Source organism: Marinihelvus fidelis (assembly GCF_008725655.1).
Lineage (GTDB): Bacteria > Pseudomonadota > Gammaproteobacteria > Xanthomonadales > SZUA-36 > Marinihelvus > Marinihelvus fidelis.
Genome location: NZ_VYXP01000005.1, coordinates 475,023 through 501,100, shown reverse-complemented (window position 1 = coordinate 501,100; position 26,078 = coordinate 475,023). Strand labels below are relative to the sequence as shown.

At 64.3% G+C, this 26,078-nt stretch carries 28 protein-coding genes; 11 read left to right on the top strand and 17 right to left on the bottom strand.

Annotation, left to right across the window (positions count from 1 at the left end):
- Positions 1–2 precede the first annotated feature (2 nt).
- Genes F3N42_RS10220 through F3N42_RS10205 form a run of 4 tightly spaced genes read left to right on the top strand, consistent with a single transcriptional unit; the run spans position 3 to position 3,283 of the window.
- Entirely contained in the window at positions 3–989 is a 987-nt protein-coding gene (locus F3N42_RS10220) for a TRAP transporter substrate-binding protein (RefSeq protein ID WP_150864354.1), read from the top strand.
- Positions 982–1,509 carry a TRAP transporter small permease gene (locus F3N42_RS10215; protein ID WP_191621350.1) on the top strand — a complete coding sequence of 176 codons (528 nt, stop codon included), beginning with the start codon at positions 982–984 and terminating at the stop codon, positions 1,507–1,509. Before F3N42_RS10220 ends, F3N42_RS10215 begins: the two co-directional genes overlap by 8 nt.
- Entirely contained in the window at positions 1,506–2,786 is a 1,281-nt protein-coding gene (locus tag F3N42_RS10210) for a TRAP transporter large permease (RefSeq protein ID WP_150864352.1), read from the top strand. Before F3N42_RS10215 ends, F3N42_RS10210 begins: the two co-directional genes overlap by 4 nt.
- On the top strand, positions 2,783–3,283 hold the full coding sequence (locus F3N42_RS10205; protein WP_150864351.1) for a hypothetical protein: 501 nt from the start codon (positions 2,783–2,785) through the stop codon (positions 3,281–3,283). Before F3N42_RS10210 ends, F3N42_RS10205 begins: the two co-directional genes overlap by 4 nt.
- A 60-nt stretch (positions 3,284–3,343) precedes the next feature.
- Here the strand turns inward: F3N42_RS10205 and map are convergent, their stop codons facing one another.
- From map to F3N42_RS10185, 4 genes are read right to left on the bottom strand one after another with little or no spacing between them, the layout of a single operon-like run.
- Positions 3,344–4,093, bottom strand: a complete 750-nt coding sequence (map, locus tag F3N42_RS10200; RefSeq protein WP_150864350.1) for a type I methionyl aminopeptidase — start codon at positions 4,091–4,093, stop codon at positions 3,344–3,346.
- Positions 4,090–4,545, bottom strand: coding sequence for a DUF3291 domain-containing protein (locus F3N42_RS10195; protein ID WP_150864349.1), 456 nt, complete (start codon positions 4,543–4,545; stop codon positions 4,090–4,092). The genes map and F3N42_RS10195 overlap by 4 nt, the downstream gene beginning before the upstream one ends.
- Entirely contained in the window at positions 4,542–4,787 is a 246-nt protein-coding gene (locus F3N42_RS10190) for a DUF2164 domain-containing protein (RefSeq protein WP_150864348.1), read from the bottom strand. The genes F3N42_RS10195 and F3N42_RS10190 overlap by 4 nt, the downstream gene beginning before the upstream one ends.
- The gene (locus F3N42_RS10185) at positions 4,784–5,416 is read right to left on the bottom strand and encodes a Vat family streptogramin A O-acetyltransferase (RefSeq protein ID WP_150864347.1); all 633 of its coding nucleotides are present in this window, start codon (positions 5,414–5,416) and stop codon (positions 4,784–4,786) included. Before F3N42_RS10185 ends, F3N42_RS10190 begins: the two co-directional genes overlap by 4 nt.
- A 97-nt stretch (positions 5,417–5,513) precedes the next feature.
- Here F3N42_RS10185 and F3N42_RS10180 point away from each other — a divergent pair, with 97 nt between their 5' ends.
- From F3N42_RS10180 to F3N42_RS10170, 3 genes are read left to right on the top strand one after another with little or no spacing between them, the layout of a single operon-like run.
- The gene (locus tag F3N42_RS10180) at positions 5,514–6,332 is read left to right on the top strand and encodes a M90 family metallopeptidase (RefSeq protein WP_150864346.1); all 819 of its coding nucleotides are present in this window, start codon (positions 5,514–5,516) and stop codon (positions 6,330–6,332) included.
- A complete protein-coding gene (locus F3N42_RS10175; protein ID WP_150864345.1) occupies positions 6,313–7,221 on the top strand; it encodes a sulfotransferase family protein in 909 nt (302 codons plus the stop codon). Before F3N42_RS10180 ends, F3N42_RS10175 begins: the two co-directional genes overlap by 20 nt.
- The gene (locus F3N42_RS10170) at positions 7,218–9,242 is read left to right on the top strand and encodes a tetratricopeptide repeat-containing sulfotransferase family protein (protein ID WP_150864344.1); all 2,025 of its coding nucleotides are present in this window, start codon (positions 7,218–7,220) and stop codon (positions 9,240–9,242) included. Before F3N42_RS10175 ends, F3N42_RS10170 begins: the two co-directional genes overlap by 4 nt.
- A gap of 59 nt (positions 9,243–9,301) precedes the next feature.
- On the opposite strand, the gene F3N42_RS10165 is transcribed toward F3N42_RS10170, so the two are convergent.
- Positions 9,302–10,186: a hypothetical protein gene (locus tag F3N42_RS10165; protein ID WP_150864343.1), complete on the bottom strand. Its 885-nt coding sequence runs from the start codon at positions 10,184–10,186 to the stop codon at positions 9,302–9,304.
- 102 nt (positions 10,187–10,288) lie between these two features.
- On the opposite strand from F3N42_RS10165, the gene F3N42_RS10160 reads away from it, so the two are divergent.
- Positions 10,289–12,817, top strand: a complete 2,529-nt coding sequence (locus F3N42_RS10160) for a TonB-dependent receptor (protein ID WP_150864342.1) — start codon at positions 10,289–10,291, stop codon at positions 12,815–12,817.
- 14 nt (positions 12,818–12,831) lie between these two features.
- A complete protein-coding gene (locus F3N42_RS10155; RefSeq protein ID WP_150864341.1) occupies positions 12,832–13,443 on the top strand; it encodes an aspartyl/asparaginyl beta-hydroxylase domain-containing protein in 612 nt (203 codons plus the stop codon).
- Here F3N42_RS10155 and F3N42_RS10150 read toward each other — a convergent pair.
- On the bottom strand, positions 13,349–14,251 hold the full coding sequence (locus F3N42_RS10150) for a methylenetetrahydrofolate reductase (protein ID WP_191621349.1): 903 nt from the start codon (positions 14,249–14,251) through the stop codon (positions 13,349–13,351). The two genes, F3N42_RS10155 and F3N42_RS10150, sit on opposite strands and share 95 nt — an antisense overlap.
- A 77-nt stretch (positions 14,252–14,328) precedes the next feature.
- On the opposite strand from F3N42_RS10150, the gene F3N42_RS10145 reads away from it, so the two are divergent.
- Positions 14,329–16,011 (top strand): mechanosensitive ion channel family protein, encoded by a 1,683-nt coding sequence (locus F3N42_RS10145; protein WP_150864339.1) that lies wholly within the window; start codon positions 14,329–14,331, stop codon positions 16,009–16,011.
- Positions 16,008–16,958, top strand: a complete 951-nt coding sequence (gene bla / locus F3N42_RS10140) for a subclass B3 metallo-beta-lactamase (protein WP_150864338.1) — start codon at positions 16,008–16,010, stop codon at positions 16,956–16,958. The genes F3N42_RS10145 and bla overlap by 4 nt, the downstream gene beginning before the upstream one ends.
- 45 nt (positions 16,959–17,003) lie before the next feature.
- Here bla and F3N42_RS10135 read toward each other — a convergent pair whose 3' ends face one another.
- The 11 genes from F3N42_RS10135 to F3N42_RS10085 form a co-directional block, all read right to left on the bottom strand.
- The gene (locus F3N42_RS10135) at positions 17,004–17,846 is read right to left on the bottom strand and encodes a hypothetical protein (RefSeq protein ID WP_150864337.1); all 843 of its coding nucleotides are present in this window, start codon (positions 17,844–17,846) and stop codon (positions 17,004–17,006) included.
- A 19-nt stretch (positions 17,847–17,865) separates the two neighbouring features.
- Positions 17,866–18,498 (bottom strand): META domain-containing protein, encoded by a 633-nt coding sequence (locus tag F3N42_RS10130; RefSeq protein WP_224784848.1) that lies wholly within the window; start codon positions 18,496–18,498, stop codon positions 17,866–17,868.
- 15 nt (positions 18,499–18,513) lie between these two features.
- Positions 18,514–18,942 carry a F0F1 ATP synthase subunit epsilon gene (locus F3N42_RS10125; RefSeq protein ID WP_150864335.1) on the bottom strand — a complete coding sequence of 143 codons (429 nt, stop codon included), beginning with the start codon at positions 18,940–18,942 and terminating at the stop codon, positions 18,514–18,516.
- 35 nt (positions 18,943–18,977) lie between these two features.
- Entirely contained in the window at positions 18,978–20,372 is a 1,395-nt protein-coding gene (atpD, locus tag F3N42_RS10120) for a F0F1 ATP synthase subunit beta (protein ID WP_150864334.1), read from the bottom strand.
- Between the two features lie 159 nt (positions 20,373–20,531).
- Complete coding sequence (atpG, locus tag F3N42_RS10115; RefSeq protein ID WP_150864333.1) at positions 20,532–21,398, bottom strand: F0F1 ATP synthase subunit gamma; 867 nt, start codon at positions 21,396–21,398, stop codon at positions 20,532–20,534.
- Between the two features lie 23 nt (positions 21,399–21,421).
- On the bottom strand, positions 21,422–22,966 hold the full coding sequence (gene atpA, locus F3N42_RS10110; RefSeq protein WP_150864332.1) for a F0F1 ATP synthase subunit alpha: 1,545 nt from the start codon (positions 22,964–22,966) through the stop codon (positions 21,422–21,424).
- 54 nt (positions 22,967–23,020) lie between these two features.
- The gene (locus tag F3N42_RS10105) at positions 23,021–23,554 is read right to left on the bottom strand and encodes a F0F1 ATP synthase subunit delta (RefSeq protein ID WP_150864331.1); all 534 of its coding nucleotides are present in this window, start codon (positions 23,552–23,554) and stop codon (positions 23,021–23,023) included.
- Between the two features lie 20 nt (positions 23,555–23,574).
- Positions 23,575–24,045, bottom strand: a complete 471-nt coding sequence (locus F3N42_RS10100; RefSeq protein ID WP_150864330.1) for a F0F1 ATP synthase subunit B — start codon at positions 24,043–24,045, stop codon at positions 23,575–23,577.
- Positions 24,046–24,108: 63 nt separating this feature from the next.
- Positions 24,109–24,375, bottom strand: a complete 267-nt coding sequence (atpE, locus tag F3N42_RS10095) for a F0F1 ATP synthase subunit C (RefSeq protein ID WP_150864329.1) — start codon at positions 24,373–24,375, stop codon at positions 24,109–24,111.
- A gap of 69 nt (positions 24,376–24,444) precedes the next feature.
- On the bottom strand, positions 24,445–25,494 hold the full coding sequence (atpB, locus tag F3N42_RS10090) for a F0F1 ATP synthase subunit A (RefSeq protein ID WP_150864328.1): 1,050 nt from the start codon (positions 25,492–25,494) through the stop codon (positions 24,445–24,447).
- A 49-nt stretch (positions 25,495–25,543) separates the two neighbouring features.
- Positions 25,544–25,960 (bottom strand): ATP synthase subunit I, encoded by a 417-nt coding sequence (locus F3N42_RS10085; protein ID WP_150864327.1) that lies wholly within the window; start codon positions 25,958–25,960, stop codon positions 25,544–25,546.
- Positions 25,961–26,078: the final 118 nt, after the last annotated feature.

Sequence of the window (26,078 nt, the reverse complement as noted above, 5' to 3'; positions counted from 1 at the left end):
CCATGAACCTGCGACATCTGGCTCACGGCGCCCTGGCGGCGTCGCTACTTGCCCTGGCGGTCCCGGCCACCGAGGCCCGCACTTTCCGTTCGGCGGACATCCACCCAACCGACTACCCGACCGTGGAAGCGGTGCGCTACATGAGCGACCGCCTGGAGGCGTTGTCAGGCGGCGAGTTCGACATTCGCGTCTACTACGGCCGCCAGCTGGGCGAAGAGCGCGACACGGTGGAGCAGACGGTGTTCGGTGCGATTGATATCAATCGCATCAATATCCCGGTGCTGAACAACGTGGTCACCGAAACCAACGTGCTGTCGCTGCCGTTCATCTTTCGCTCGGTGGAACACCGCGACAAGGTCCTGCGTGGCCCCATCGGCCGCGAGATCCTCGACGCGATGGCGCCGTATGGCCTGGTCGGCCTGGCCTTCTACGATTCCGGCGTGCGCTCGTTCTACACGCCGGACACCGCCATTCGCACCCCGGAAGACATGACCGGCCTGCGCATCCGCGTGCAGAACTCGGACGTGGCGGTCGCGATGGTCGAGGACCTGGGCGGCAACGCCACGCCAATGGAGTTTGGCCAGGTCTACGAGGCCCTGCGCAATGGCACCATCGACGGCGCCGAGAACAACTGGCCGTCGTATTCCAGCACGCGGCATTTCGAGGTCGCCCGCGTCTACAGCCTGACCCAGCACTCCATGGTGCCGGAAGCCCTGGTGATGTCGAAACTGACCTGGGACAAGCTGACGCCGGAGCAACAGGGTTGGGTTCGCCAGGCCGCCGAGGAGTCCATCGACGAGATGCGACGCCTGTGGGACCTGCGCGTGGCCGACGCGCGTGAGCGCATCATCGCTGCCGGCAACACCATCGTCGATGACATCGACAAGACCCCCTTTATCGAGGCCGTCCAGCCGGTGTACGAGAAGCACGCTTCCGACCCGGTGCTCGCCGACCTTGTGCGCCGCATCCAGGAGACCCCCGATGACTGACGTGCCAAACGACCCGACCGAACCACGGCCGCTGGACCGCGCCCCGGGGCCCGTCGGCCGGCTGCTGAACGGCGCCGCCGCCGTCACCCAGTTCTTCTGCACCGCGCTGATGGTGGTGATGACCGTGATCATCAGCTGGCAGATTTTCGGCCGCTTCATTCTTAACAACACGCCCAAGTGGTCCGAGCAGCTGGCCGGTGTGCTGATGGTCTACCTGACGCTGCTGGGCGGCGCCATTGCCGTCAAGGAAGGTCGCCACATCGCGCTCACCTACTTCCGCGACCGTTTTCCGGTCAAGCTGCGTGAAGCCGCCTGGGTGGTCTGCCACCTGCTGGTGCTGGGCTTCGGCCTGATCATGCTGGTCTACGGCGCGAAGATGGCCCAGCTGGTCCAGGCCTGGACCATCCCGACGCTGGGCGTGTCCACCAGCGTGAATTACTGGCCGTTCCCCGTGTCCGGCGCCCTGATCGTGGCCTTCAGCGCGCAAGCGCTGGTGCGGGCCTGGAGAAACACCCCATGACCCTCACCGTCCTTCTCGTCACCTTCGCGGTGCTGCTGCTGATCGGCATGCCGATCTCGTTCTGCCTGGCGTTGTCCTCGCTGGCCGCGATTTTCTTCCTCGACCTGTCACCGCTGGTGGTGCTGCAACGCATCTTCGCCGGCGTGAACGTGTTCGCGCTTATCGCCATTCCGTTCTTCATCTACTCCGGCGAGATCATGCTGCATGGCGGCGCGTCGGAGCGAATGGTGCGATTCGCCCGGGCGCTGGTCGGCCACTGGCGTGGCGGCCTGGGCCAGGTGAACGTACTGACTAGCCTACTGTTCGGCGGCATCTCCGGCTCGGCCATCGCCGGTGTTTCGGCGGTGGGCGGCGTGCTGATCCCGAAGATGAAGGAACAAGGCTACGACGCCGACTACGCGGTGAATGTCACCGTCTCGGCCTCCACCCTGGGCCTGATGATTCCGCCCAGCCACAACATGATCATCTACGCCATCGCGGCGGGTGGTGGTGTGTCGGTGGGCACGCTGTTTCTTGGCGGCATCCTGCCCGGCTTTGTCACCGCGGCATTGCTGATGGTTGCCGCCTATGCCGTGGCGCGCAAACGCGGCTATGCCACGACCGCCTTCGAAGGCTGGGCCATGATCGGCGACAGCCTGCTGGCCGCGACACCCGGCCTGCTGATGATCCTGATCATCGTCGGCGGCATCCGACTGGGCATCTTCACGCCGACCGAAGCGTCCGCCATCGCCGTGGTCTACGGCCTGGCCATCGGCTTCTGGGTCTACCGTGAACTGGGCATCAAGAGCTTCTGGAAGATCACCTCGAACGCCACCCGCACGGTGGCCTCGGTGCTGTTCCTGATCGCTGCCGCGAGCGCATTCGGCTGGGTGCTGGCCGTTAGCGACGCGCCTGCAGCGGTGGCGGAGTTCATGTCCAGCGTGACGGACAACAAGATCGTCGCGCTGCTGATGATCAATGCCGCGCTGCTGATCCTGGGCGCGGTCATGGATATGGCGCCGCTGATCATCATCGCCACGCCCATCTTCCTGCCGATTGCACAGCACTTCGGCATGGACCCGCACCAGTTTGGCGTCATGCTGATCATGAACCTGGGCGTCGGCCTGATCACCCCGCCCGTGGGCACCGCGCTGTTTGTCGGCTGCGCCGTGGGCGAAACGAAGATGGAAGCGATCATGCGCACCATCTGGCCGTTCTACCTGGCGCACCTGGGCGCCATTTTGCTGGTCACCTTCGTGCCTGGCTTCACCTTGTGGATTCCGGAGATGCTGTCATGAACAAAACCCTGCTGACTGCCGGCCTGCTGGCCGGCCTGGCCCTTGCCCACAACGCCATCGCCGATGTCGATGCCTCCGGCAAGGAAGACGTCGGACTCGCCGACGTGCCCGCGGACGTCATGGCCGTTGCGACCGCCGCCGGGCCCGGCGTCACGTTCAATGAAGCCGAGTTTGAGACCCGCAATGGCAAGGCCTACTGGGACATCGAGGGCGAAGGCCCGAACGGCGAAATCGAGTTCGACATCACCCAGGTCGACGGCCAGTGGGCCGTGGTCGAGACCCAGCGTGACATTTCCACGACAGATGTGCCATCAGCCGTCGCCGCCGCGCTGGCCGATGCCGCCACCGGCTTCGTGCCCGGCCGCATCATCGAAAGCATCCAGGCCGATGGCCTGGTGATCTACGAGTTCTTTGGCGCCGATGACAACGACGTCAAGCACGAAGTTAGCTGGAACGGCGAATCCGCCAACTGGCTCGAGGACGAGTGGGAACACTGACGGGTGACGGGTGACGCGTTACGCGTTACGCGTTACGCGTTACGCGTTACGGGATAGTTGTTACTCGTGGCGAGTTACTACGATCGGGGCGCCCTTGGTGACGATCATGGTGTGTTCGAACTGGGCTGAGAGGTTGTCCATTGCGCTGATCAGCGTCCAGCCATCCTCGGCCTCGATGACCAGCGTGCTGCGGGTCGACAGGAAGGGCTCGACGGCAATGACCTGGCCGTACTCGAGCCGGCGCCGGTCGCGCCGCTCGTAGTAGCTGACGATCCCGTCAGGCTCCTCGTGCAGGCTGCGGCCGATACCGTGGCCGGCCAGGTTGCGGATGGTGCGGAAGCCATTGTTGCGGGCCGTGCGCTCGATCGCCCGGCCGATGCCGTTGATCGGCGCGCCCGCGCTGACCTGATTGATCGCGCGCTCCAGCGCCTCGCGCGTGGCCGCGCACAGCCTGGCCTTCAGGTCGGAGACCGGCGGCACCACCGTGGTTCCACCGGTATCCGCGAAGTAACCGCCCAGCTCCGCCGAGACATCCACGTTGACCACGTCCCCGGGCGCGAACACCCGCTCGCCGGGAATGCCGTGCGCCGCTTCCTCGTTGACGCTGATGCAGGTGGCGCCCGGAAAGTCATACATCACCCGTGGCGCGGATTGCGCACCCAGCCGCTCCAGCATGTCGGCACCCAGCCGATCCAGTTCGGCGGTGGTCATGCCCGGCTCAACCGCCGCCAGCATGGCTTCGCGCACCTGCGCCACCACCCGGCCGGCGGCCTGGATGCCGTCGATGTCCGCCTGGCCGGTGACAATCACCCGCTTGCCCCCGGCATGGGAAAGGCACGCTTGAACGTGAACGCATCGGGCCCAGGCCCTTCACGTTCCAGCAGGTCCAGCCGCTCGCGGGCCTCGGCGGTGCCGGGGCGATGACCCGCCTCGACCCACCACAACACCGTGTAGGCGTTCTCCATGCGGCCAAACCACTCCTTGCGGCGCGCCATGATGGGCGCGTGGGCGGAGCGGTAAACAAACTCGAACAGCGACGCCACATCGGCCCAGACCGACAGGTTAACGATGTAGTCCGCGCCGAAATCACGGATCGCCGTGGCGTCACCGTCGTCCGTCTGCAGCCGCCAGACGAAACCCGGCGAGGCCTCCGCCAGCGCATTGATGCGGTCCAAGTTGGCGACGAAATCGGCCAAATTCGGGGAATCGATGGGCGCGAGCAGGTGCGCGATGTTCAGTTGGGCCAGCTGGTAGGCACTCATGCGGGCGGTTTCTCCAGTTCCTGGACCAGGTAACCCAGTTCATCCGCCTTCTCGGAAAACAGGGCGTAGGCATCGGCAAGGCCGCGATTGTAGAAATGCGGGCCAATCTGTCGGGCAAAGAAGTCGATCAGGAACTCGGCCTCGAAGCCGCCGATGTCCCGGTCCAGCTCGTCGCTGAAATACTGCTTGATCGCCTCGACCACCCGTTCGGTGTCGTCGCGGGACAACTCAATCCCGGTCATGCGCAACGCTCCAGTGCGTCCACGTCGCCGGACACGATGCGGTCCAGGCAACGGGTGATCTTTTCAATCGGCCAGTTCCACCAGGCCATGTCGTTGAGCACATCGACCGTAGCCGCGTCGAATCGCTGGCGGATCGGCCTGGCGGGGTTGCCGCCCACGATGGTGTAGGGCGGCACATCGGATACCACCACTGACCTGGCGGATACGATCGCGCCATTACCGATGTTGACCCCGGGCATGATCACGCTCTCGTAGCCGATCCAGACATCATTGCCGACCACCGTGTCGCCCTTGTAGGGCAGCTCACCCGGTTGCGGCGTGACCTTTTCCCAGCCGTTGCCGAAAATCTGGAAGGGATAGGTGGAGATACCGGAAAGCTTGTGGTTTGCGCCGTTCATGATGAACCGTACCCCGCGTGCGATTGCGCAGAACTTGCCGATCACCAGCTTGTCGCCGACAAACGGGAAGTGATACAGCACGTTGCGCTCGAAGTTCTCTGCACCGTCAGGATCATCGTAGTACGTGTAGTCACCGATGATGATGTTGGGGTTCCTGACCGTGTTGGCGATAAAGCAAACCTGGGGAAACCCCGCCATGGGGTGCGGGTTACTGGGACTGGGGCCATGCACGCGGGCGCTCCTTGGTGTCTTGCCGGCCCGCCCGGGCCGCGCGAAACAGTGTAGCGCACGGGCTGCATTCATGGCGCGCGAACGGCATACTGCGCGGATGAATCCGTGGCTCCTTCTCTTTCTTGGCGTGGCCGGCATCGCGCTGGCGGTGATGATCCCCAGCTGGCGGCTGAAACGCGCCATCGCCGCGCCGTTTCCGCAGGAATGGGTCGATATCCTGGAGCGCAACATCCAGGTCTATCGCAACCTGCCGATGCCGCTTCGCCTGCAGCTGCGGCGGCTGATCAAGCAGTTCCTGCACCAGAAGCACTTCGAGGGCGCCGGTGGGCTGGAGATCACCGATGAAATCCGGCTGACCATCGCGGCCGAGGCCTGCATGCTGATCCTGAACCGCAACTCCGGGGTGTATCCGGAACTGCGCTGGATCATCGTCTACCCCAGTGCTTTTATCGTTGAGCACGATGATATGGACGACGCCGGCGTGGTCGATGATGCGCCGCGGGACCTGCTGGGCGAGTCCTGGGGCAACGGCAAGGTCATCCTGGCCTGGGACTCGGTGCTGCGCGGCGCGCAGAATTTCGTCGACGGCCAGAACGTCGTGCTGCACGAGTTCGCCCACCAGCTCGACGACGAGACCGGCGCCACCGACGGTGCGCCGCTGCTGGCGGGCGCGTCCAGCTACCGCAGCTGGGCGCAGGTATTCTCACGGGAATTCGAAGCGCTGCACGACAGCATCCGCCGCGGCAAGCGATCGCTGATCGACGAGTACGGCGCCACCAACCCGGCCGAATTCTTCGCCGTGGCCACCGAGACCTTCTTCGAAAAGCCGCGGCAGATGGCCAAACACCATGCCGAGCTGTTCGAAGTGATGTCCAGCTACTACCGGGTCGACCCGCGTGAGTGGCGCGTCGACTGAAGCCGGCCCCGTGGTGACGGGCGCCGCCGAGGCCTCGCTCGACAGCGCGCTGGTCATCCTGGCCGCGCCGCGCTCCGGCAGCACCCTTTTGTTCGAGACCCTGTCCCGGCTGCCCGGCGTGGTGACCATCGGCGGCGAGAGTCACGGCGTGATCGAGGGGTTGGCCGCGCTGCGCCCGGGCGCGGGCGACCGGGCATCCAACCGGCTGCTGGCCGATGACGCCACGCCAGCCATCCGTGGCGCGCTGCGGCGGCTATTTGCGGAACGGCTGAAGGATCGCGAGGGGCAGCCGATACGGGCCGGCCAGTTCGTATTCCTTGAGAAGACACCCAAGAATGCCCTGCGCGTGCCGTTCCTGGACCGCGTACTGCCCAACGCGCGCTATCTCTACCTGGCACGCGAACCGCGGCCCAATATCGCCAGCATGCTCGAGGCCTGGTCATCCGGGCGATTCGTGACCTATCCCCGCCTGGAGGGCTGGGACGGGCCGCCGTGGTCATTGCTGCTGCCCCCCGGCTGGGCCGCGCTATCGGGCCGGCCGGTGGCGGAGATCTGCGGCTGGCAATGGACCGAGGCCAACCGGACCATTATGGACGACCTGGCGCCGCTGCCCGCAGACCGCTGGATCGCCTGCGACTACACCGACCTGGTCCGCCATCCCGAGCGGACGATACGCCGCATTGCCACGTTCGCCGGCCTGGCGATGGACGACCAGGCCCTGGCGCATATCCGCGGGGGATTGCCGCATTCGCGCTACACGCAATCCGCGCCGGACCCGCAGAAGTGGCGTCGCCACGAAGCCGACATCGAACCGATGATGGCGCCCGGTCACGCCTTTGGTATCACCCGCACCTGGCGGCGGGCCCGGCGGCTGACGGCCACGCCATGACATCACCATTTGCGACCCGCAGCACGCTGTTCGAAGTGGTTGAGCACATCAACGCCGGCCGGCTCACCCAGGCGGAGTCCATCTGCCGCGCCGCGGTGGCCCGCAACGGTGACGACGTGAACATGACCGCCCTTCTGGGCGCCACGCTGATCAAGGCCCGCAAGCCCGCGGAGGCCGAGCAATGGTTGCGTCGCAGCACGGAACTCGCACCCGGCTTCGCCAAGCCCTGGTCGGACCTGGGCCGGCTGCTGGCCGAGACCGGCCGCGCTCGCGAGGCCATCGCGGCGCTGGAGAAAGCCGTGGAACTGGCGCCTGGTGAAGAAGACGCCTGGTTCCAGCTGGGCCGCTGCCGGGCGCAACTGGGCCAGGGCGCCGAGGCCGATGCCGCCTTCGAGCGCTCATTCGCGCTGAATCCGGCCCGCAAGGCGCTGGCACTGGCGGCCGAGCACCAACGCGACGGCCGCTGGCGGGACGCAGAGACCTGTTACCGCGACGTGCTGCGCGCCCAGCCGGACGACGTTAACGCGCTGCGGGGCCTGGCGGCCTGCGCGGCCCATGCCGGCCGCCCGGCGCAGGCCGAACAGCGCCTGCGCCGGGTCGTGGCGCTGGCGCCGGACTGGGTAGAGGCGAGACTGGACCTGGGCCGCCTGCTGAAGGAGCAGCACCGCCTGGAGGACGCCATCACCGAGCTGGACCACGCGGTGCAGCTGGCGCCGGATCACCACCAGGCGCATTTCCTGCTGGGCTCCGTGCTGGCACCGGCGGCGCGCACCCACGACGCGGTCGCCGCCTACCGCCGCGTGGTCGAGTTACGCCCCAACCACGCCGCCGCCTGGCTGGGCCTGGGCCATACGCTGAAAACCGCTGGCCAGCAGGCCGAGGCCATCAATGCCTACCGGGAGTGCATTCGCCTGAAACCGGGCAATGGTGAAACCTGGTGGAGCCTGGCCAACCTGAAGACCTACCGGCTGGATGACGACGACATCGCCACCATCGAGGCGCAACTGGCCGCCGCCGATGCCGGCGAACCGCTGGACACGCAGTCACGGGTCAACTTCGAGTTCGCCCTGGCCAAGGCCTGGGAGGACCGGGGCGAAATCGAACGTGCCTGGCCGCTGTACCGGGCCGGCAACGAGCGCCAACGAGAGCACGAGAGCTACGACCCGGTGCGCACCGAGGTACTCAACGACACGCTGATCGAGGTCTTTGACCGCGACGGGTTCGAGCGTCGCGCCGGCGCCGGCCACGACGACCCGGCGCCGATCTTTATCGTCGGCCTGCCGCGGTCCGGCTCGACGCTGCTGGAACAGATCCTGTGCAGCCACAGCCAGGTGGAAGGCACGGCTGAACTGCCCTATATCGGCGTGATCAGCCACCGTATGGGCGACGGCCGCGCCGACGGCACCCATTACCCGCAGGCCATCCAAGACCTGGACGACGACGCACTCGCCGCACTGGGGCGCGAGTACCTGGCACTGGCGGACATCCACCGCACCCAGGGCCGGCCACGGTTCGTCGACAAGATGCCGAACAACTTTCCGGCCATCGGCCTGATCCATTCCATCCTGCCGAACGCAAAGATCATCGACGCGCGCCGCTACCCGGTCGATGCCTGCCTGAGCGGTTACCGCCAGCTGTTTGCGCGCGGCCAGAGCTTTACCTACGACATGGCCGACATCGGTGAGTACTGGCTCGAATACCAGCGCATGATGGACCACTGGCACGAGGTCCTGCCGGGCCGTGTGCTGACGGTCCAGTACGAGGACGTGGTCACCGACTTCGACGCGCAGCTCGAGCGCCTGCTGGCCTACTGCGAACTCCCCTTCGAGCCCGCCTGCGCCCGCTTCTGGGAAACCGACCGACCGGTGCGGACGGCCAGTTCCGAGCAGGTCAGGACGCCGCTGTACACCGGCTCCATCCATCGCTGGCGCCGTTACGCCCATCACCTGGACGAACTGCTGGAGGTGCTGGCGCCGGTGTTGCCGCGCTATAGCCGCTACGAGGCTTTGGGTGACGGGTGACGCGTGACGCGTGACGCGTGACGCGTGACGCGTGACGCGTGACGCGTGACGGACAAAGGCTAATTCTTGAAGGGCCAGGGGGTGATGGCGGTGATGGTTTCGTTGGGGTCTTCGGAGAGGATGTAGCGCTGTTCGGTTTGCATGGTTTCTACGTTGTGGACGCAGACGGTGAGTGGGGTGGTGCCGGATACGAATCGGTTTGGGCCGATGACGGCCAGGCCACCGGGGTGCGGGTTGCCGTCGGCGGCGGGATCGACGGGCGCAGCGAACACGCGATTGTGTGATGGTGTGAGAAAGCGGGCGGCGCCGGCATCGTGGTCGTTGAACAGGACGCCGTCGGCCCAGGGCCGGGCGTCTGTTGCACCCTCCGGCAAGGTGACCGGCCGGTGAATGCCGCGACCGTCGAAATACAGCAGCCCCAGGCTCAGCGCACCGGCCACGAACAGGCCGCGCGCGTCCGCAAACACGCTGTCGAGCTTCAGCGCCGATGACCGCGACGGCCCGGTCGTCGCACCCGGGTCAAACGGCACGCCGCGCAGGCCGGCATCGTCGTCCACCAGTTGCAGCCCCCAGGTGAACCGGCCCTCGGCCGGGTCGAAACGCAGCACCGCGTCGAGCGCGGATGAGACCACGTATAGCTCCCCGTCATGGGCGTAAACGCCACGCGCGGCTTCCAGGTAGGGGTTGCGGTATACCTCGAGCAACTCGAATGCAGGTGAAAACGCGAACAGTTCATCGCCACTGCTGGCCCAGGCGGTGTCGCCCAGGCAGGCCAGGCCGGAGAACCCGCGACCACCGCGCGCGCCGGAAAAGTCGATATCGGGGCGCCGCCAGTCCAGTACCCGGGCCGCGCGGCCGCCCTCCAGGTCCAGCAGGTGCACCGCGCCGTGGGAATCACCGGGCGGCGCGGCCCGCGTCAGTGAGGTGATGGCGACGATCGACATGGCAGGAATAACCGCTCTGGAGCCCGCGGGGAATTATGGCATGATAACCATGGCAGCCCGCCCACCCCGGATCGTTAACAAGAACCCAAGGAGCCAGCGCGCATGGCCAACGAACCGCAAAGCCGACAGCGATTTCCCCTGGGCACACTCGGCGCAACGGTATCCGCCGTCTGCGCGGGCCTGCCCACCGCCCATGCCCAGGTCGATGGCGACGACGACACGGTGCAGTTCAACGTGCTCGAGGAAGTCATTGTCACCGGCACCAAGCGTGGCGAGCTGAGCCTGCAGGATGTCCCGGTCTCGATCACGGCGCTGGGCGAGGAGACCATCCGCACGCAGGGCTTCAAGCAACTCGACGACTACTTCAGCCAGATCCCCAGCCTGACCTTCGGCCGCGTCGAGCCGGGCGGCACGAATGTCATCATGCGCGGCTGCGCCATTTCCGGTTTCGCCTTTGGCGATAACCCCACCACCGGCGTGTACCTGGACGAGCAGCCGATCACCTCGGCCGGCTTCAACCCGGACCCGCGGCTGGTGGATATCGAGCGCGTCGAGGCGCTGGCAGGGCCGCAGGGCACCACCTTTGGCGATGCCTCGCAGTGCGGCACGCTGCGCATCATCACCAACAAGCCCAAGGTGGGCGAGAACGAGGCCTGGGTGGACATCACCGGCACCAAGGTCGACGGCGGCGAAGCCGGCTACGACGCCAACGCGATGATGAATTTCGGCATCGGCGACAACATGGCGCTGCGCCTGGTGGGCTTTTCCGCCCACGAAGCCGGCTACGTCGACAATGTGCTCAGCGACAGCCCGCGCGGCACCTTTGACAATGCCCACGTGGCCGATAAGGACGTCAATGGCGTCGACATTTACGGCGCCCGCGCGGCGTTGCGCTGGGAACTGGGCGAGGCCTGGACGCTGGATTTCCAGGGCATCTACCAGAAGACCGAGCAGGACGGCATCGGCGACGCCGACCTGGATGAAAAGTACTGGGAAGGCCGCGGCATTGGCAAATGGGAGCAGGTGCGCTTCAACCCCGAGACCTTCGACGACGAGTGGAGCCAGCTGGCGCTGACGCTGGAAGGCGACCTGGGCTGGGGCGTGCTGACCGCCACCGGCTCGCACTTCGAGCGCGATGCCCACCACACTGTGGACGCGACCACCTACCTGCAGGGCTTCCAGGAGATCAACGACTACCTGCGCGCCTATTACAACCCGTACGCCACCATCTACGACTGGGGTGGCGACCCCAACGGCTTTATCTCTGAGCGCAATGACGGCAAGCGCGACACGTTGGAGATCCGCCTGGCGACTACCGATGAGCTGTCCGGCCGCTGGTCGGCGCTGGTGGGCGGGTTCTACAACAAGACGAAACAGCCGCGCTCGCCGGCCATCACCACCGTGTACGGCCAGGGCGACAACTGCAACGACTATTACGCCGCCGCTCCCGGCTGCTCCGGTGCGTTCACCTATCTCAGCTACCTGCAGTACTACTATTTCGGCACGCTGGGCCAGCCGTCCGACAACTGGTGGACCGGCATCTACGAAAACGAGCTGACCTCGGCCGCCATCTTCGGCGAGTTCCTGTTCAACATCACCGACAACTTCTCGGTCACCGTGGGTGGGCGCTGGTACGACATCGACACCGAGCGCACCCTGGTGCAGGGCGCGCTGATCGACCCGCCGGGCCGGGCCGTGAATTGTGGCACCGAGGATGACCGCCTGGCCTGGCAGGACGGCGGCGTGCCGCAGGACGGTTTCGACCTGTGCTTCGCCGACATCTACGCCGACTCGTCGGAGTCCGGCTTCGTGCCCAAGCTCAACGCCACCTGGTTCTGGTCCGACGAGAACATGGTGTACGCCACCTACTCCGAAGGCTTCCGCCGCGGCGGTGGTAACGGGGGCCGGCGCGGTTCGGTGTTCGCCGCCACCGGTGAGTTCGGTTCGTACGAGTCCGATTCGCTGGAGAACTTCGAAATCGGCTCCAAGAACACCCTGCTGGGTGGCCGCCTGACGCTGAACGCGACCTTCTATCACATGATCTGGGACGACATCCAGATCCAGGCCGAAGACCCGGACCCGACGCTGTTCACCGTGGGCATCATTAATTTCCCACAGGCCGAGATCAACGGCATCGAGGCCGATTTCAGCTGGGCCGTGACCGACCAGTTCACGCTCAGCGGCACGCTGGGCTACAACGATTCGGAGCTGTCCGAGGACGCGATCCTGTGGGAAGGCAGCGAGGAAGAACAGCCCATTTCGAAGGGCACCCGCCTGCCGCTGATGCCGGAGTGGAAGTACAGCCTGACCGGCCGCTTCAACTTCGATGGCTCGCTGTGGGGCGCCAGCCCTTACCTGCTGGGCACCTGGAGCTACAACGGCTCGTCGCTGAACTCGCTGGACGGCATCCAGTCCAGCGCCGTGCAGACCGGCGTGCGGGAAACGCCGTCGTACGACCTGCTGAACGTCAGTTTCGGCCTGGAGGCAGACGGCTGGGCGGCGTCGCTGTTCCTGAACAACGCCTTCAACGAGTACGCACAACTGTTCTACAGCGAGCGCTACACGCAGACCCGCGCCACGGTACTGGCGCCGCGCACGTTCGGGATCAATTTCCGCAAGTACTTCAACTAGGGTCCGTTGCTGGCATGAACATCGGCGATCGCCTGCGCGACCTGGGCGACATCGACATCGGGCCGCTGCGCGCGGCCATCCTGGCGCAGGAGCCGGCCGCCTGGCTGGAGCAGGAGCACCGCCAGAAAGTGTTCGACGTGCACCGGCTGACGCAGTCCATCGTCATGGTGTTCATCAACCTGGAGCCCTGGCCGGCCATCGAGCTGCACAAGGAGCCCGGCTGGGACCGGCTGGCGGACGTGGCCATCCCGGTGATGCATGACATCATCGCGCGACACTATCCGCCCGGCGGCACCATCATCCGCGCCATGGCGGCCAAGCTGCTGGCGGGTGGACGCATCCCGCCGCACAGCGACACGCACCCCTCATTCCACGTGGGCCACCGCATCCATGTGCCCATTACCACCAACCCGCGGGTGCGCTTCATGATCGACGGCCGGCCCCACCGACTGCAGCCGGGTCGCGCCTACGAAATCAACAACCAGCTGAACCACAGCGTGGCGAACAAGGGCGCCGACGACCGGATCACGTTCATTTTCGACTACCTGCCACCGGAACACCGGCCGTCTCGATCACCCGCGCCAGCAGCTCGACCGGCCCCGGGGTCGTCAGCGCAACGCCGCTGACGCCGGGGATTTCACGCAGTCCGGCCAGTTTCTCCGCACCCAGCGCGACGGCCTCGGCGGCGGGATCAGGGGCGGCCGACATCCGGTTTTCAATACGGTCGGACATCAGCGCCCTGGGAAGCTGGCCCCGCAGTTGCCGGGCGGCTTCCACGGTATGTGGAATCACCAGGCTGACGATCACCGCGCAGCGCCAGGTCAGGCGCGCCTCCACCAGGTGCGCCATCCAGCGCTTCAGCACCCGGTAATTGAAGCACGGCTGAGTCTGGATGAACCGCACGCCGGCATCAACCCGGGCCGCCAGCGCGGTGGGCCGCCAGTCGGCTTTGGGCGCGAACACGGTGGCCGCGGTGCCCAGGCAGAACGGCCGGCCCAGCGCGACACTGTCGTCTTCACCCAGCTGGTGGGCCGTGGTGACCAGGTCTTCACCGCTAAGCTCGAACACATGCCGCGTGGCCGGACGATAGTCGGGGGGCAGCGCTTCGCCGCGCGTCAGCACCACCGACTCGACCCCCAGCGCACCCAGGCCAAACAGGTCGTTTTCCAGGGCGATGCGGTTGCGGTCACGGCCAGTCAGCCGGACCACCGGGTCGATGCCTTCGGCCAGCGCCAGCACCGCCGCGGCCTGCGCGGACATCTGCAGCCTGCCGTCATGCGCGTCGGGCACACCGACGGCGTCCACCCAGGGCTTCAGGACAGCCAGCTGGCGCCGCAATTCTCCCGCCCCGACATGACGGTCCAGCGCCAGGTCGGCACAGATGCTGAACGGCTTTGTTTGCAGGGCATGGCTGTATCGGGCGATCTCGGGCATGCCCGGATGATAAGCGGATATGGCATCCGTCAGAGTCATAAATTACGATTCATGCATCGATCCGGAGCCTGATCACCATGACTGACCACCTGCCCTTGCGTCTGCCACGCCGCAGTTTCCTGCTTTCGCTGCTGCTGTTCGGCATGGTTTTGCCTTTCGCCGGCTGGGCCCAGTCAGGCGCTGCAACGCATTCTGACCCAGGCGCCGAGAGTGCCCGCCTGGATACGGCGCCCGTACGCGTCGACGGCCAGATCCTGTTCCATGTGCGTGGTATCACGGCCTTTCCAGCCGATGTACGTGCGGCCAGGATCCGCCGGAATATCATCAATGCGGCCAGGGACGAGAGTTTTGATGTCAGTACGATTGAGACCGTCAAGCGCGATGGCCACCTGATCCTGCGGGCCGGGGATGTCGACCTGGTCACCCTGGTGCAGGCCGATTCCGCAACCGAGCAGGTTCCACTGGAAGTCCTGGCGCGGGCGGCCAGGGAACGCGTGGCGAAAGCCATTGAGCAGTATCGCGAAGACCGGACGCCGGACGCCCTGAGAATGTCGGCACTCTACCTGGCCGGGCTGACCCTGGCACTGGTGGCCCTGGTCTGGGTGCTGGGGCGGCTCAAGCGTTGGCTCAACAAGGTCATGGAACGCAAGATTTCGGCGGGCATTCGCGAACTGGAGCGAAAGTCGAAGCGCCTGCTGAACCGCCAGCACCTGTGGGGCCTGTTCGACGGCCTGCTGAAGGGTTCCTACGTGCTGGTGCTGGCCGTCCTTGTTTTCACTTACATCGACTCGGTGCTGGGCGTCTTCCCGTGGACGCGGGGCGCGGCCAAGTGGCTGCTGGAGATGGTCACCACCCCGTTGCTGAGCATGGGCCGCAGCGTCGTCGCTTCGCTGCCTGACCTGTTCTTCCTGTTCATCCTGTTCCTGGTCGTGCGTGGTGTGCTGCGGTTCCTGCGGTTGTTCTTCCAGGCCATCGGCCGCAAACAGATCGTGCTGCCCAACTTCGACAACGACTGGGCCATGCCGACCTACAAGCTCGTACGCTTGATGGTCATCGCGTTCTCGCTGGTCATCGCCTACCCGTACATTCCGGGCTCGGAGTCCGCCGCCTTCAAGGGTGTTTCGCTGTTCCTGGGCGTGGTCGTATCACTGGGCTCGACCTCGTTTATTTCCAACATGATCGCCGGCCTGTCGATGACTTACCGCGGCGCTTACCGTGAAGGTGACTGGGTTCGGATCGGCGATGAAGAAGGCAAGGTGGAAGAAATGCGCATGATGGTCATGCGCCTGCGCACCCGCAAGAACGAGTGCGTCACGATTCCCAACTCGGTGATCCTGAATGCCAATGTCATCAACTACAGCAATTCCGGGGACTCCCCCGGGGTGTTGCTGCACCCGGAAATCGGTATTGGCTACGACACCTCGTGGCGCATGGTGGAAGCCATGCTGGTTGAAGCCGCTTACCGCACGGAAGGACTGCGCTTCGACCCGGCGCCATTCGTCAACCAGAAAGCGCTGGGCGATTTCGCCATTACCTACGAGCTGAATGTGCTGATTGACGACCCGGCGACCCGGCCGCGCGTGACCACGCAGCTTTTCCAGAACATCCAGGACGTGTTCAATGAGAACGATATCCAGATCATGTCGCCGGCCTACGAGACCGACCCGGAAACACCCAAGGTTGTGCCGAAATCGGCCTGGCCGGCCAAACTGGTGACGACCACGTCGCCGAAGCCTGAACTGGAGAAGCCGGAATCATGATGCGTCCACGCCACGCGGCAACCCTGCTGGTCCTGGCGACCGCGTGCTACCTGCCGGTGGGCTGGGGCGCCGACAACGCTTTGGCGCCCGACCCGGATCATGACTGCAGGGCCTGCGAGGGATGGAACGAGCCCATCGAGCCGTTTCGAGTGCACGGCAACACCTGGTATGTGGGCACCTCGGGTCTGGCGGCACTGCTGGTTACAGCCCGGAATGATGATGGTAGCGATGCTCTCGTTCTGCTCGATGGCGGCCTGACCCAGTCGGCGCCGCTGATTGCCGAAAATATCAGCAGCCTGGGTTACCGGCTTGGCGACGTGAAGGTCATCCTGAACTCGCATGCCCATTTCGACCATGCCGGTGGCATTGCCGCATTGCAGCGCGCCAGCGGCGCCAACGTTGTTGCGAGCCACATTGCCGCGGAATCATTGCGTTCCGGCGCCGTCAGGCCATACGACCCGCAGGCTGGCTACGCGCCGGAGAACGGCTTCCCCCCAATTGACGACGTGCACGTCGTGGCTGACGGCGGAACCGTGCGCGTCGGCGATCTTGTGTTGACGCACCGGTGGACACCCGGACACGCGCCAGGCAGCAGCAGCTGGTTCTGGCAATCCTGCGAGGCGGGCGAGTGCGTCAACCTGGTTTACGCGGACAGCCTGGGGCCCGTATCCGCGGAGGGCTTCCGGTTCTCCGCGCCCGTTGACGAATTCGGCGGAAAAACCACGGCCGACATGCTGGAAGCGAGCACCCGGTTTTTGCGCGAATTCGACTGTGGCGTGTTGGTGTCGCCACATCCGTTTTATTTCGATATGACCGCCAAGCTGGAAGCCCGGGCCAATGACCCCTCGGTGAACCCGTTCCTCAACCCCTCGGAATGCGCTGGTCTCGCAGACCGGTTCAGCGAGGCCCTGGAGGCGCGGCTGACCGAAGAACGCAGCGGAATGTAGCCGGTATTTTCGCCCGGAAATCGTGACGCGTCGGTCAGAGCGCGCTCACCAATCAAGGATCAGCGAGACAAACGGGCCGTGCTGCCTGATTTCCGCGCCGCCATTCCAGTAGGTGTCATCGACGTCAACGTCCAGCTCAAAGTAGTTGTAAGACAGGCCCAGGCCCACGTTGTCCGTGAACTGGTAACTGGCCATTACGCCGCTGTTGAACAGGCTGCCGGAATACTCGTCAAAACTGGCGCTCAGCCAGTCCACGCGGGCCTGCACCGCCCACGTGCTGTTCGGTGCATAGATGTACCAGGCACCAATATTGGGTAATGGTGCGCCGACATCGGCGTCACGTCGCTCGGTGGTTATACCACCAACATTGGTTTTCACCTCGCCCTGGATATACGCCTCGATTTCCATCCAGTGGAAACCCAGGCCGGCGCCGAACTCGTAGTCGCGTCCACTCATGAACTCGCGACCGAAAAACACCCGCATCACGGCCGTGTCGACCCCCGCCTCGGCGAAACTTCCCGACTCAAGCGTCAGGTCTTCCCAGGTGATGTCTTCTTCCAGGACGCGTCGACCCGAGACCCTGGCATCCCAGTACTGGCCGGAAACCGACCATTTCTCTCCAAAACGCCAGCGAAAATCCAGGGCGAACGTGCTATCGCTTTTGTCGACGCCAAACACCTTGTTGAAGTCGATCAGGTCGCCAAGGTTGGAATCATCCAGGTTGGCCTGAAGCTCCAGCCCGTTGTTGGGAAAAAATGCGCCAAGCTGCAGTTCAAATGTGCTACTCAGTGCCGGATGGGCCAAATCGCCATTGGATTGCGCCAGCAGGGGCGAAGAGAACGCCATGCCAATCGCGACCAGGCACCTGGAAATATTCGCAGCTGACATGGCTTCGCCCCGTACCGCGTCAGTTCGCCAACGGTTCGAATTCAAGGATTGACCCGTCGGCCATCGTGGCCAGGTAAAGGTTACCGTCGCGCATCACGTAGGTCCGAACATACTCCAGCTCGCGTACGAACCGGTCGTGTATGGATCCCGGTGGGCACATTGCCCGGGTCAGCGCCAGGGGGCCGAAGGTCAGCTGTCCCGGTGAAACCGACTCCCAGCTACCGGCACCGCGGTTGCAATCGACTTGCATACTGGCGCGGCCATCGGCATTGAACGTGATGGTGTAGGCGGTATCCGCGGAGGGTTCGGCCACGCTGTCATCCATGGACTGAATCTTGACCAGTGACCAGGCCGTGTCGGCAAGTTGGGACCCTGCAACGTCTTCAACCTGGGGCGTTGGCTCAACCGGCTCAGGCGTCGCCGCGGCCGGAGCAGTGATCTCCGGTGGGTTCGATTCGGCTGTCGCGGATTCACTTTCCGTGTTTGAACAGGCTGCCAGGCCGAACGCGCCAAGCAGGAGACAAAGCAGTAGACCAACGTTTGGTTTCGCCATGAGTATTCTCTGCGGTGCAGGAACGGAAATCATACACCAGCACGAGGCGCCGAAACGCCAGGCATGAAAAAGCCGGCTCAAGGCCGGCTTCTTCAGCATCACTCTGAATTGAACTCAGTGCTTGAGCTTCTTGCGCAACTGCTCCAGCGCCTGCAGCTGGGCCATGGCCTCGGCCAGTTTCTTCTGCGCCTCGCCCACGTCCATGGTGTCGTCACCGCGGTTTTCCAGGGCGCGCTCGGCTTCTTCCTTGGCGCGCTGGGCCGCGGCCGCGTCCAGGTCGTCGCCGCGCATGGCGGTGTCCGCCAGCACGGTCACAATATGCGGCTGCACCTCGATGATGCCACCGCCAACGAAGAAGAACTGCTCTTCGCCGTTTTCGTCGACCACGCGAACCGGGCCAGGCTGGAGCTGGGTGATCAGCGGCGTGTGGCGCGGGTAGATGCCCAGTTCGCCAGAGACGCCATTGGCAAAGACCGAGGCGGCCTTGCCGGACCAGATGGCGTCCTGCGCGGAGACGATGTCACACTGGATGGTTTTGCTCATGTCGCGTTCCCGGTAGGGCCTGTGCCGTTACCAGCTCAGGCCGCTTCCTTCTTCTGCATTTCCTTGGCTTTCTCGATGGCTTCCTCGATGCCGCCGACCATGTAGAACGCCTGCTCGGGCAGGTGGTCGTACTCGCCGTCGACGATGCCCTTGAAGGCACGGATGGTGTCTTTCAGGGTCACGTACTTGCCGGGCGCACCGGTGAAGGTCTCGGCCACGAAGAACGGCTGTGACAGGAAGCGCTGCACCTTACGGGCGCGGGCCACGGTGGCCTTGTCTTCCTCGGACAGCTCGTCCATGCCCAGGATGGCGATGATGTCCTTCAGCTCCTTGTAGCGCTGCAGTACACCCTGCACGGCGCGGGCCACGTCGTAGTGTTCCTGGCCGATCAGGTTCGGGTCCAGCAGGCGCGAGGTGGAATCCAGCGGATCCACGGCCGGGTAGATGCCCTGCTCGGCAATGGAGCGGGACAGTACCAGCGTCGCGTCAAGGTGAGCGAAGGTGGTGGCCGGAGACGGGTCAGTCAGGTCATCCGCGGGCACGTAGACGGCCTGGAAGGACGTGATGGAACCGGTCTTGGTGGTGGTGATGCGCTCCTGCAGCAGGCCCATTTCAAGAGCCAGAGTCGGCTGGTAACCCACGGCGGAAGGCATACGGCCCAGCAGTGCGGACACCTCGGTGCCGGCCAGGGTGTAACGGTAGATGTTGTCGATGAACATCAGTACGTCACGGCCTTCGTCACGGAATTCCTCGGCCATGGTCAGGCCGGTCAGCGCCACGCGCAGACGGTTGCCCGGCGGCTCGTTCATCTGGCCGTAGACCAGCGCCACCTTGGACAGAACGTCGGCTTCCTTCATCTCGTGGTAGAAGTCGTTGCCCTCACGGGTACGCTCACCCACACCGGCGAACACGGAGTAGCCCGAGTGCTCGATGGCGATGTTACGGATCAGCTCCATCAGGGTCACGGTCTTGCCCACGCCGGCGCCGCCGAACAGGCCAACCTTACCGCCCTTGGCGATCGGCATGATCAGGTCGATGACCTTGATGCCGGTTTCCAGGATGTCGTTGCCACCGGCCTGCTCTTCGTATGAAGGCGGCTTACGGTGAATTGGCATGGCCTTCTCGGCGCCAATCGGGCCGGCCTCGTCAATCGGGCGACCCAGCACGTCCATCACGCGACCCAGGGTCTTCTCACCCACGGGCACGGAAATCGGCGCGCCGGTGTTGGACACCGGGATGCCGCGCTTCAGGCCATCGGTGGAACCCAGCGCGATGGTACGCACCACGCCGTCGCCCAGCTGCTGTTGAACTTCCAGCGTGATCTCGGTGTTGTCCACCGTCAGGGCGTCGTAGACCTTCGGCAGGTCTTCGCGAGCGAACTCCACGTCGACAACAGCGCCGATGACTTGAACGATTGATCCTTTGCTCATCTTCAATTGCTCCGCAATTTTGGTGACGCGTGACGCGTGACGGGTGACGGGCTTACAGCCCTCGTTGTCCCACTACGCTTCGCCTTCCACCCTTTCAATAAATCCCAAAATTCTTCGATCCGGCTCTTCGTCACGCGTCACGCGTCACGTGTCACCCACTCAGACGGCGGCTGCGCCGCTGACGATCTCGCTGATTTCCTGCGTGATCGCGGCCTGGCGGGCCTTGTTGAAGGCCAGTTTCAGCTCGTCGATCAGTTCACCGGCATTGTCGGTGGCGTTCTTCATGGCGATCATGCGCGCGGCATGTTCGCTGGCCAGGTTCTCCAGGACCGCCTGGTAGACCTGCGACTCGATGTAACGCACCAGGACCGTGTCCAGCAGCGTTTCGGAATCCGGCTCGTAGATGTAGTCCCAGATATCGCGGACTTCCTCGTCGTCGGTTTCCGGCAGCGGCAACAACTGGTCCACCGTCGGCGTCTGCGCCATCGTGTTGATGAAGTCGTTGTAGACCAGGAACACCCGGTCGACTTCCTCGGCACGGTAGGCATCGAGCACGGTGCGGATCGAGCCGATCAGGTCTTCGATCTGCGGCTTTTCGCCCAGGTCCTGCACGTGGGTGGAAATCTCCACCTTCACGTTACGGAAGAACGCGGACGCCTTCTTGCCCAGCGTCGCCAGGCTGATTTCGGCACCCTGCTCCTGCCAGTGACGCATCTCGCCCAGCAGCTTCTTGAACAGGTTGGTGTTCAGGCCACCACACAGGCCGCGATCAGTGGACACCACGATGAACGCGACCTTCTTGACGTCGCCTTCGTGTTCGATGGTGAACGGATGGCGGTATTCCGGGTTGGCCTTGCCCAGGTGGCCGATAATGCGACGCATCATCCGCGCATAGGGCCGGGTCGCATTCATCAGGTCCTGCGATTTCCGGATCTTGCTGGCCGACACCATCTCCAGCGCCGAGGTCACCTTCTTGGTGTTCTCGACACTCTTGATCTTGCCTGTGATTTCCTTGCTGCCTGCCATTCTTTCGCTCCGTCAGACCGGGCTTACCAGCTGCCGCTGGCCTTGAATTCCTTCACGGCCGCGTCGAGGCTGGCCTCGATATCGCCGTTCCAGTCGCCGGTGTTCAGCGTGTCGACCAGGTCGCCGTTGACGCTGGCGATGTGCGCCAGCAGCGCCGCTTCGAAATCACCGATCTTGGCCAGTTCGACGTCGTCCATGTAACCGCGGTCGGCGGCGAACAGGGAGATGGCCATCTGCGAGACCGACATCGGGCTGTACTGCTTCTGCTTCATCAGCTCGGTGACGCGCTGGCCGCGTTCCAGCTGGGCGCGCGTGGCGTCATCCAGGTCGGAAGCGAACTGGGCGAAGGCCGCCAGCTCACGGTACTGGGCGAGCGCCAGGCGGATACCACCGCCAAGCTTCTTGATCACCTTGGTCTGCGCCGCACCACCCACTCGGGAGACCGAGAGGCCGGCGTGCACGGCCGGGCGGATACCGCCGTTGAACAGGTCGGTTTCCAGGAAGATCTGGCCGTCCGTGATCGAGATCACGTTGGTCGGGACGAAGGCCGACACGTCACCCGCCTGGGTTTCGATGATCGGCAGCGCGGTCAGTGAACCGGTCTGGCCCTTGACGGCGCCGTCGGTGAACTTCTCCACGTAGTCCTCGGACACACGCGCGGCGCGTTCCAGCAGGCGCGAGTGCAGGTAGAAGACGTCACCCGGGTAGGCTTCGCGGCCCGGCGGACGGCGCAGCAGCAGTGACACCTGGCGGTAAGCCCAGGCCTGCTTGGTCAGGTCATCGTAAATGATCAGGGCGTCTTCACCGCGGTCGCGGAAGTACTCACCCATGGTGCAGCCGGCGTACGGCGCGATGTACTGCATGGCCGCAGAGTCGGACGCAGAAGCGTTCACCACGATGGTGTGCTCCATGGCGCCGTGCTCTTCCAGCTTGGCAACGATATTCGCCACGGTGGACTGCTTCTGGCCGACGGCAACGTAGATACACTTAATGCCGGACTTCGCCTGGTTGATGATGGCGTCGATGGCGATCGCCGTCTTACCGATCTGGCGGTCACCAATGATCAGCTCACGCTGGCCACGGCCGATGGGCACCATGGCGTCGATGGATTTCAGGCCGGTCTGTACCGGCTGGTCAACCGACTTTCGCCAGATCACGCCCGGCGCGACCTTCTCGATCGGCGCGAATCCATCATTGTCGATCGGGCCCTTGCCGTCGATCGGGTTGCCCAGGGCGTCGACGACGCGACCCAGCAGGCCTCGGCCGTGCGGCACTTCGAGAATACGACCGGTGCATTTAACCGTATCGCCTTCAGTGATGTGCTCGTAGTCACCCAGGATTACGGTACCGACGGAGTCACGCTCGAGGTTGAGCGCCAGGCCGTAGGTATCACCCGGAAACGCGATCATCTCACCCTGCATGGCGTCTTCGAGGCCGTGGATGCGGGCGATGCCGTCGGAGACCGACGCCACCGTACCCTCGTTACGGGTCTCGGCAGAGAGGTTCAGCTGCTCAACGCGTTCGCGAATGATGTCGCTGATTTCAGATGGATTCAAAGTTGCTTGCATCGTCTTTTTCCTGTCAGGGCCGGCACCTGGGCCGGTCTGCATTCAAATGTTCGGTCAGACCCGGTTCAGAGTCGCGGACAGCTTGTCCAGGCGCCCTTTAAGGGAACCGTCGATCACTTCGTCGCCGGCGTAGATCACTGCACCACCCAGCACCGAGGCATCCACCTCGTTGGCCAGGTCGATCTCGCGATCGTAGCGCTTGGCCAGCGCCGTTTTCATGCGCGCGGCCTGGTCATCGTCCAGGGCCACGGCGGACACGACCTTCACCTCGAGCCGGCCTTCGGCTGCCTCGCGGAGCTGGCCAAACATCGCGGTGATTTCCGGCAACAGCGGCAGGCGGTCGTTCTCCGCCAGCACGGCAAGGAAACGGCCGAACTTCTCATCGCCGCCCACGGCGTCGTTGATCATGCCTACGGCCTTGGCGCGGTCCAGTGACGGCGCACCCAGCCATGCGGCCATTTTCGGCTCGCTGACCGCGGCGCTGGCCGCGGCCAGGGCAGCGCCCCAACCCGCCAGGTCGCCGGCGTCCTTCGCCACGCCAAAAGCGGCCTTGGCGTAGGGTCGTGCCAGTGTCGTTTCGTTGCTCATGACTCAGCTCAATCCTGCGCTCAGATCTCGGCGATCAGCTTGTCCAGCAGCTCGCGGTGGGCGTTCTCGTCGATCTCTTTCTCAAGGATCTTGGAGGCACCCAGAACCGCCAGGCTGGCCACGGAACCGCGCAGGGACTCGCGCGCCTGGTGCGCCGCCTGGGCGATTTCCGCCTCGGCCGCGTTGACCTGGCGCTGGCGCTCAGACACGGCATCGTCCTTCGCCTGCTCCAGGATCTGGCCATGGCGCTGGTTGGCCTGGTCCACGATCTCACCCGCCTTGTCGCGGGCCGCGCGGATTTCACGCTCGGCTTCGACACCGGCTTCCTCGAGCGCCTTTTCGGCACGATCGGAAGCGGCCAGGCCGTCCGCGATCTTCTCGCGGCGCTCATCCAGGGCCTTCAGCAACGGCGGCCAGACGAACTTCATGCAGAACCACACGAAGATCAACATGGCGATCGAGTTCAGTACTAGCGTGGCATTCATGTTCATGCCTGCACCTCGACGGTCAATTCAGCGCCCCAAAAGGGGCGCAAAAGGGCTACAGCGCTCGACTTAGCCCAGGAAGGGCTCAAGCTGGCCGATGAACGGGTTCGCGAACACCAGCAGCAGCGCGATGGCCACACCGATCATGGCGACAGCGTCAAGCAGGCCAACGGCCAGGAAGAACTTGCCCTGCAGCATCGGGGCCAGTTCCGGCTGGCGGGCTGAGCCTTCCAGCAGGCGACCGCCCAGCATACCCACACCAATACCTACACCGAGTGCACCCAGGCCGATCAGCAGGGCGACGGCGATTGCGGTCATACCAATTACAGTTTCCATTTCTGACTCTCCGTTTAAGAGTTTCTTGCTACCAAAAAATAGTTACAGGTCGAGCGACAAGCCGCCGGCCTAGTGATGTTCCGTGGCCATCGACATGTAGACGATGGTCAGCATCATGAAGATGAAGGCCTGCAGCAGGATGACGATCAGGTGGAACGCGGCCCACCCGAAGTGCATCAACTGCCCGCCCAGGAACGCCATGCCACCCACCAGGAAAACTTCCGCCAGCAGCAGCCACAACGTCATCTTCATGTTCAGTTTGCCCTTCATGTTCGCCCACAGCGTGGCAAACACGGCGACACTGGCGACGATCCAGAACCAGGCCGGGATATGGTCGCCGAAGATCGAGCTCAGGCCCGCGCCAAACAGGCCGGAACCGGCGGTAAACACCAGCGCGATCAGGATAAAGATCAGCTCACCCGCGTACAGGTTGCCGAACAGTCGCAGACCCAGCGAGACCGGCTTGGCCAGCAGTGACGCCAGTTCGACCACCAGGTTGAACGCCATCAGCAGCGGCCACGCGACCACCGGCAGGCCCAGCTCTTTCGGGTTCAGCGGGTTCATGACCAGCTCTTTCAGGAAGCCGCCCGCGCCCTTGTAACGAATGCTGTAGATGATCATCAGCGCGAACACGGTAATCGACATGCCCATGGTGGCATTGACGTCCGTGGTCGGCACGACCTTCTGGTAGTCGATACCCATGGCCATGGCGGCCGACGGCAGCCAGTCCACGGGGATCAGGTCCATGAAGTTCATGAAGAAAGTCCAGACGAAAATGGTCAGCGCCAGCGGCGCAACCAGTCGGCTGGTACCGTGGAAGGAGTCCTTCACGCTTTCATCGACGAATTCGACGACCATTTCGATGAGCGCCTGGAAACGTGTGGGCACGCCGGAATTGGACGCTTTCGCCACCTTGCGAAACGCGACACAGAAAACCAGGCCCAGCAACAGGGCCCAGAACATGGTGTCGACGTGAATCGCCCAGAAACCCATCGCCGCCGCTTCCTCGGCGCCATGGGCAAAGCCCCAGCCGTTCTCCGGGTGCTTACCGAACGTCAGGTTGACGAGGTGATGCTGGATATATCCGCTCGCGGTGAGCGCTTCGCCTTCAGCTGCCATTTGGATCCAGTCCGATCGTGTCCTGTTTGCCCCACCGCACAGGTGGGTGCTATCGATTGAAAATCAAGCCAAGCCAGCCGGCCGCCATGGTGACCAGCATGCCGGCGAAAAACCAGCCCGGCGCCAGCGGTTTGACGAAAGCGAAAACCGCCACGCAAACCAGCACCGTCATCAGCAGTTTTCCGGCCTCGCCCATCGTCGCCGCTCGCAGGAAGGTCACCGGATCGCTTCCGAACCGGCGTGCCACCACCAGGGCAAACAACAAAGCGGGCAAAAACACCGCGAGACTGCCGAACATCGACGAGTAGGCGGCCACCGGGCCAACCAGCAACAGCGCACCCGCCATGGCGAGCGACGCCAACGACTGCATCCGCAGCCACCGGCGAACCATGCCAGGGTTTGACGACCCGACCGGGCGAACCGCCGACGGGCAACCCGTCGATTTATCGGCGCCCTGGACGCTCATCCGCACTGCCTCATCAACGAAAAGCGGCCCCCAGGCCGCGTTTTTTCAGGCGGGTGAAAGCAAAAATCACTTCCGTCCGCCAAAGACCGCCCATTTTAACACCCCGGTTTTCTATAGG

What these genes read in the sequence shown, in the direction of transcription:
- F3N42_RS10150 (WP_191621349.1), bottom strand. Translation starts at nt 14,251, where the DNA reads ATGCCCGAGATCGCCCGATACAGCCATGCCCTGCAAACAAAGCCGTTC.
- F3N42_RS10155 (WP_150864341.1), top strand. Translation starts at nt 12,832, where the DNA reads ATGAACATCGGCGATCGCCTGCGCGACCTGGGCGACATCGACATCGGG.
- F3N42_RS10135 (WP_150864337.1), bottom strand. Translation starts at nt 17,846, where the DNA reads ATGTCAGCTGCGAATATTTCCAGGTGCCTGGTCGCGATTGGCATGGCG.
- bla (WP_150864338.1), top strand. Translation starts at nt 16,008, where the DNA reads ATGATGCGTCCACGCCACGCGGCAACCCTGCTGGTCCTGGCGACCGCG.
- F3N42_RS10100 (WP_150864330.1), bottom strand. Translation starts at nt 24,045, where the DNA reads ATGAACATGAATGCCACGCTAGTACTGAACTCGATCGCCATGTTGATC.
- F3N42_RS10145 (WP_150864339.1), top strand. Translation starts at nt 14,329, where the DNA reads ATGACTGACCACCTGCCCTTGCGTCTGCCACGCCGCAGTTTCCTGCTT.
- F3N42_RS10125 (WP_150864335.1), bottom strand. Translation starts at nt 18,942, where the DNA reads ATGAGCAAAACCATCCAGTGTGACATCGTCTCCGCGCAGGACGCCATC.
- F3N42_RS10220 (WP_150864354.1), top strand. Translation starts at nt 3, where the DNA reads ATGAACCTGCGACATCTGGCTCACGGCGCCCTGGCGGCGTCGCTACTT.
- F3N42_RS10105 (WP_150864331.1), bottom strand. Translation starts at nt 23,554, where the DNA reads ATGAGCAACGAAACGACACTGGCACGACCCTACGCCAAGGCCGCTTTT.
- F3N42_RS10190 (WP_150864348.1), bottom strand. Translation starts at nt 4,787, where the DNA reads ATGACCGGGATTGAGTTGTCCCGCGACGACACCGAACGGGTGGTCGAG.
- atpE (WP_150864329.1), bottom strand. Translation starts at nt 24,375, where the DNA reads ATGGAAACTGTAATTGGTATGACCGCAATCGCCGTCGCCCTGCTGATC.
- F3N42_RS10130 (WP_224784848.1), bottom strand. Translation starts at nt 18,498, where the DNA reads ATGCTGAAGAAGCCGGCCTTGAGCCGGCTTTTTCATGCCTGGCGTTTC.
- F3N42_RS10165 (WP_150864343.1), bottom strand. Translation starts at nt 10,186, where the DNA reads ATGTCGATCGTCGCCATCACCTCACTGACGCGGGCCGCGCCGCCCGGT.
- atpB (WP_150864328.1), bottom strand. Translation starts at nt 25,494, where the DNA reads ATGGCAGCTGAAGGCGAAGCGCTCACCGCGAGCGGATATATCCAGCAT.
- F3N42_RS10170 (WP_150864344.1), top strand. Translation starts at nt 7,218, where the DNA reads ATGACATCACCATTTGCGACCCGCAGCACGCTGTTCGAAGTGGTTGAG.
- F3N42_RS10180 (WP_150864346.1), top strand. Translation starts at nt 5,514, where the DNA reads ATGAATCCGTGGCTCCTTCTCTTTCTTGGCGTGGCCGGCATCGCGCTG.
- F3N42_RS10160 (WP_150864342.1), top strand. Translation starts at nt 10,289, where the DNA reads ATGGCCAACGAACCGCAAAGCCGACAGCGATTTCCCCTGGGCACACTC.
- F3N42_RS10215 (WP_191621350.1), top strand. Translation starts at nt 982, where the DNA reads ATGACTGACGTGCCAAACGACCCGACCGAACCACGGCCGCTGGACCGC.
- atpD (WP_150864334.1), bottom strand. Translation starts at nt 20,372, where the DNA reads ATGAGCAAAGGATCAATCGTTCAAGTCATCGGCGCTGTTGTCGACGTG.
- atpA (WP_150864332.1), bottom strand. Translation starts at nt 22,966, where the DNA reads ATGCAAGCAACTTTGAATCCATCTGAAATCAGCGACATCATTCGCGAA.
- F3N42_RS10205 (WP_150864351.1), top strand. Translation starts at nt 2,783, where the DNA reads ATGAACAAAACCCTGCTGACTGCCGGCCTGCTGGCCGGCCTGGCCCTT.
- F3N42_RS10210 (WP_150864352.1), top strand. Translation starts at nt 1,506, where the DNA reads ATGACCCTCACCGTCCTTCTCGTCACCTTCGCGGTGCTGCTGCTGATC.
- atpG (WP_150864333.1), bottom strand. Translation starts at nt 21,398, where the DNA reads ATGGCAGGCAGCAAGGAAATCACAGGCAAGATCAAGAGTGTCGAGAAC.
- F3N42_RS10195 (WP_150864349.1), bottom strand. Translation starts at nt 4,545, where the DNA reads ATGAGTGCCTACCAGCTGGCCCAACTGAACATCGCGCACCTGCTCGCG.
- F3N42_RS10085 (WP_150864327.1), bottom strand. Translation starts at nt 25,960, where the DNA reads ATGAGCGTCCAGGGCGCCGATAAATCGACGGGTTGCCCGTCGGCGGTT.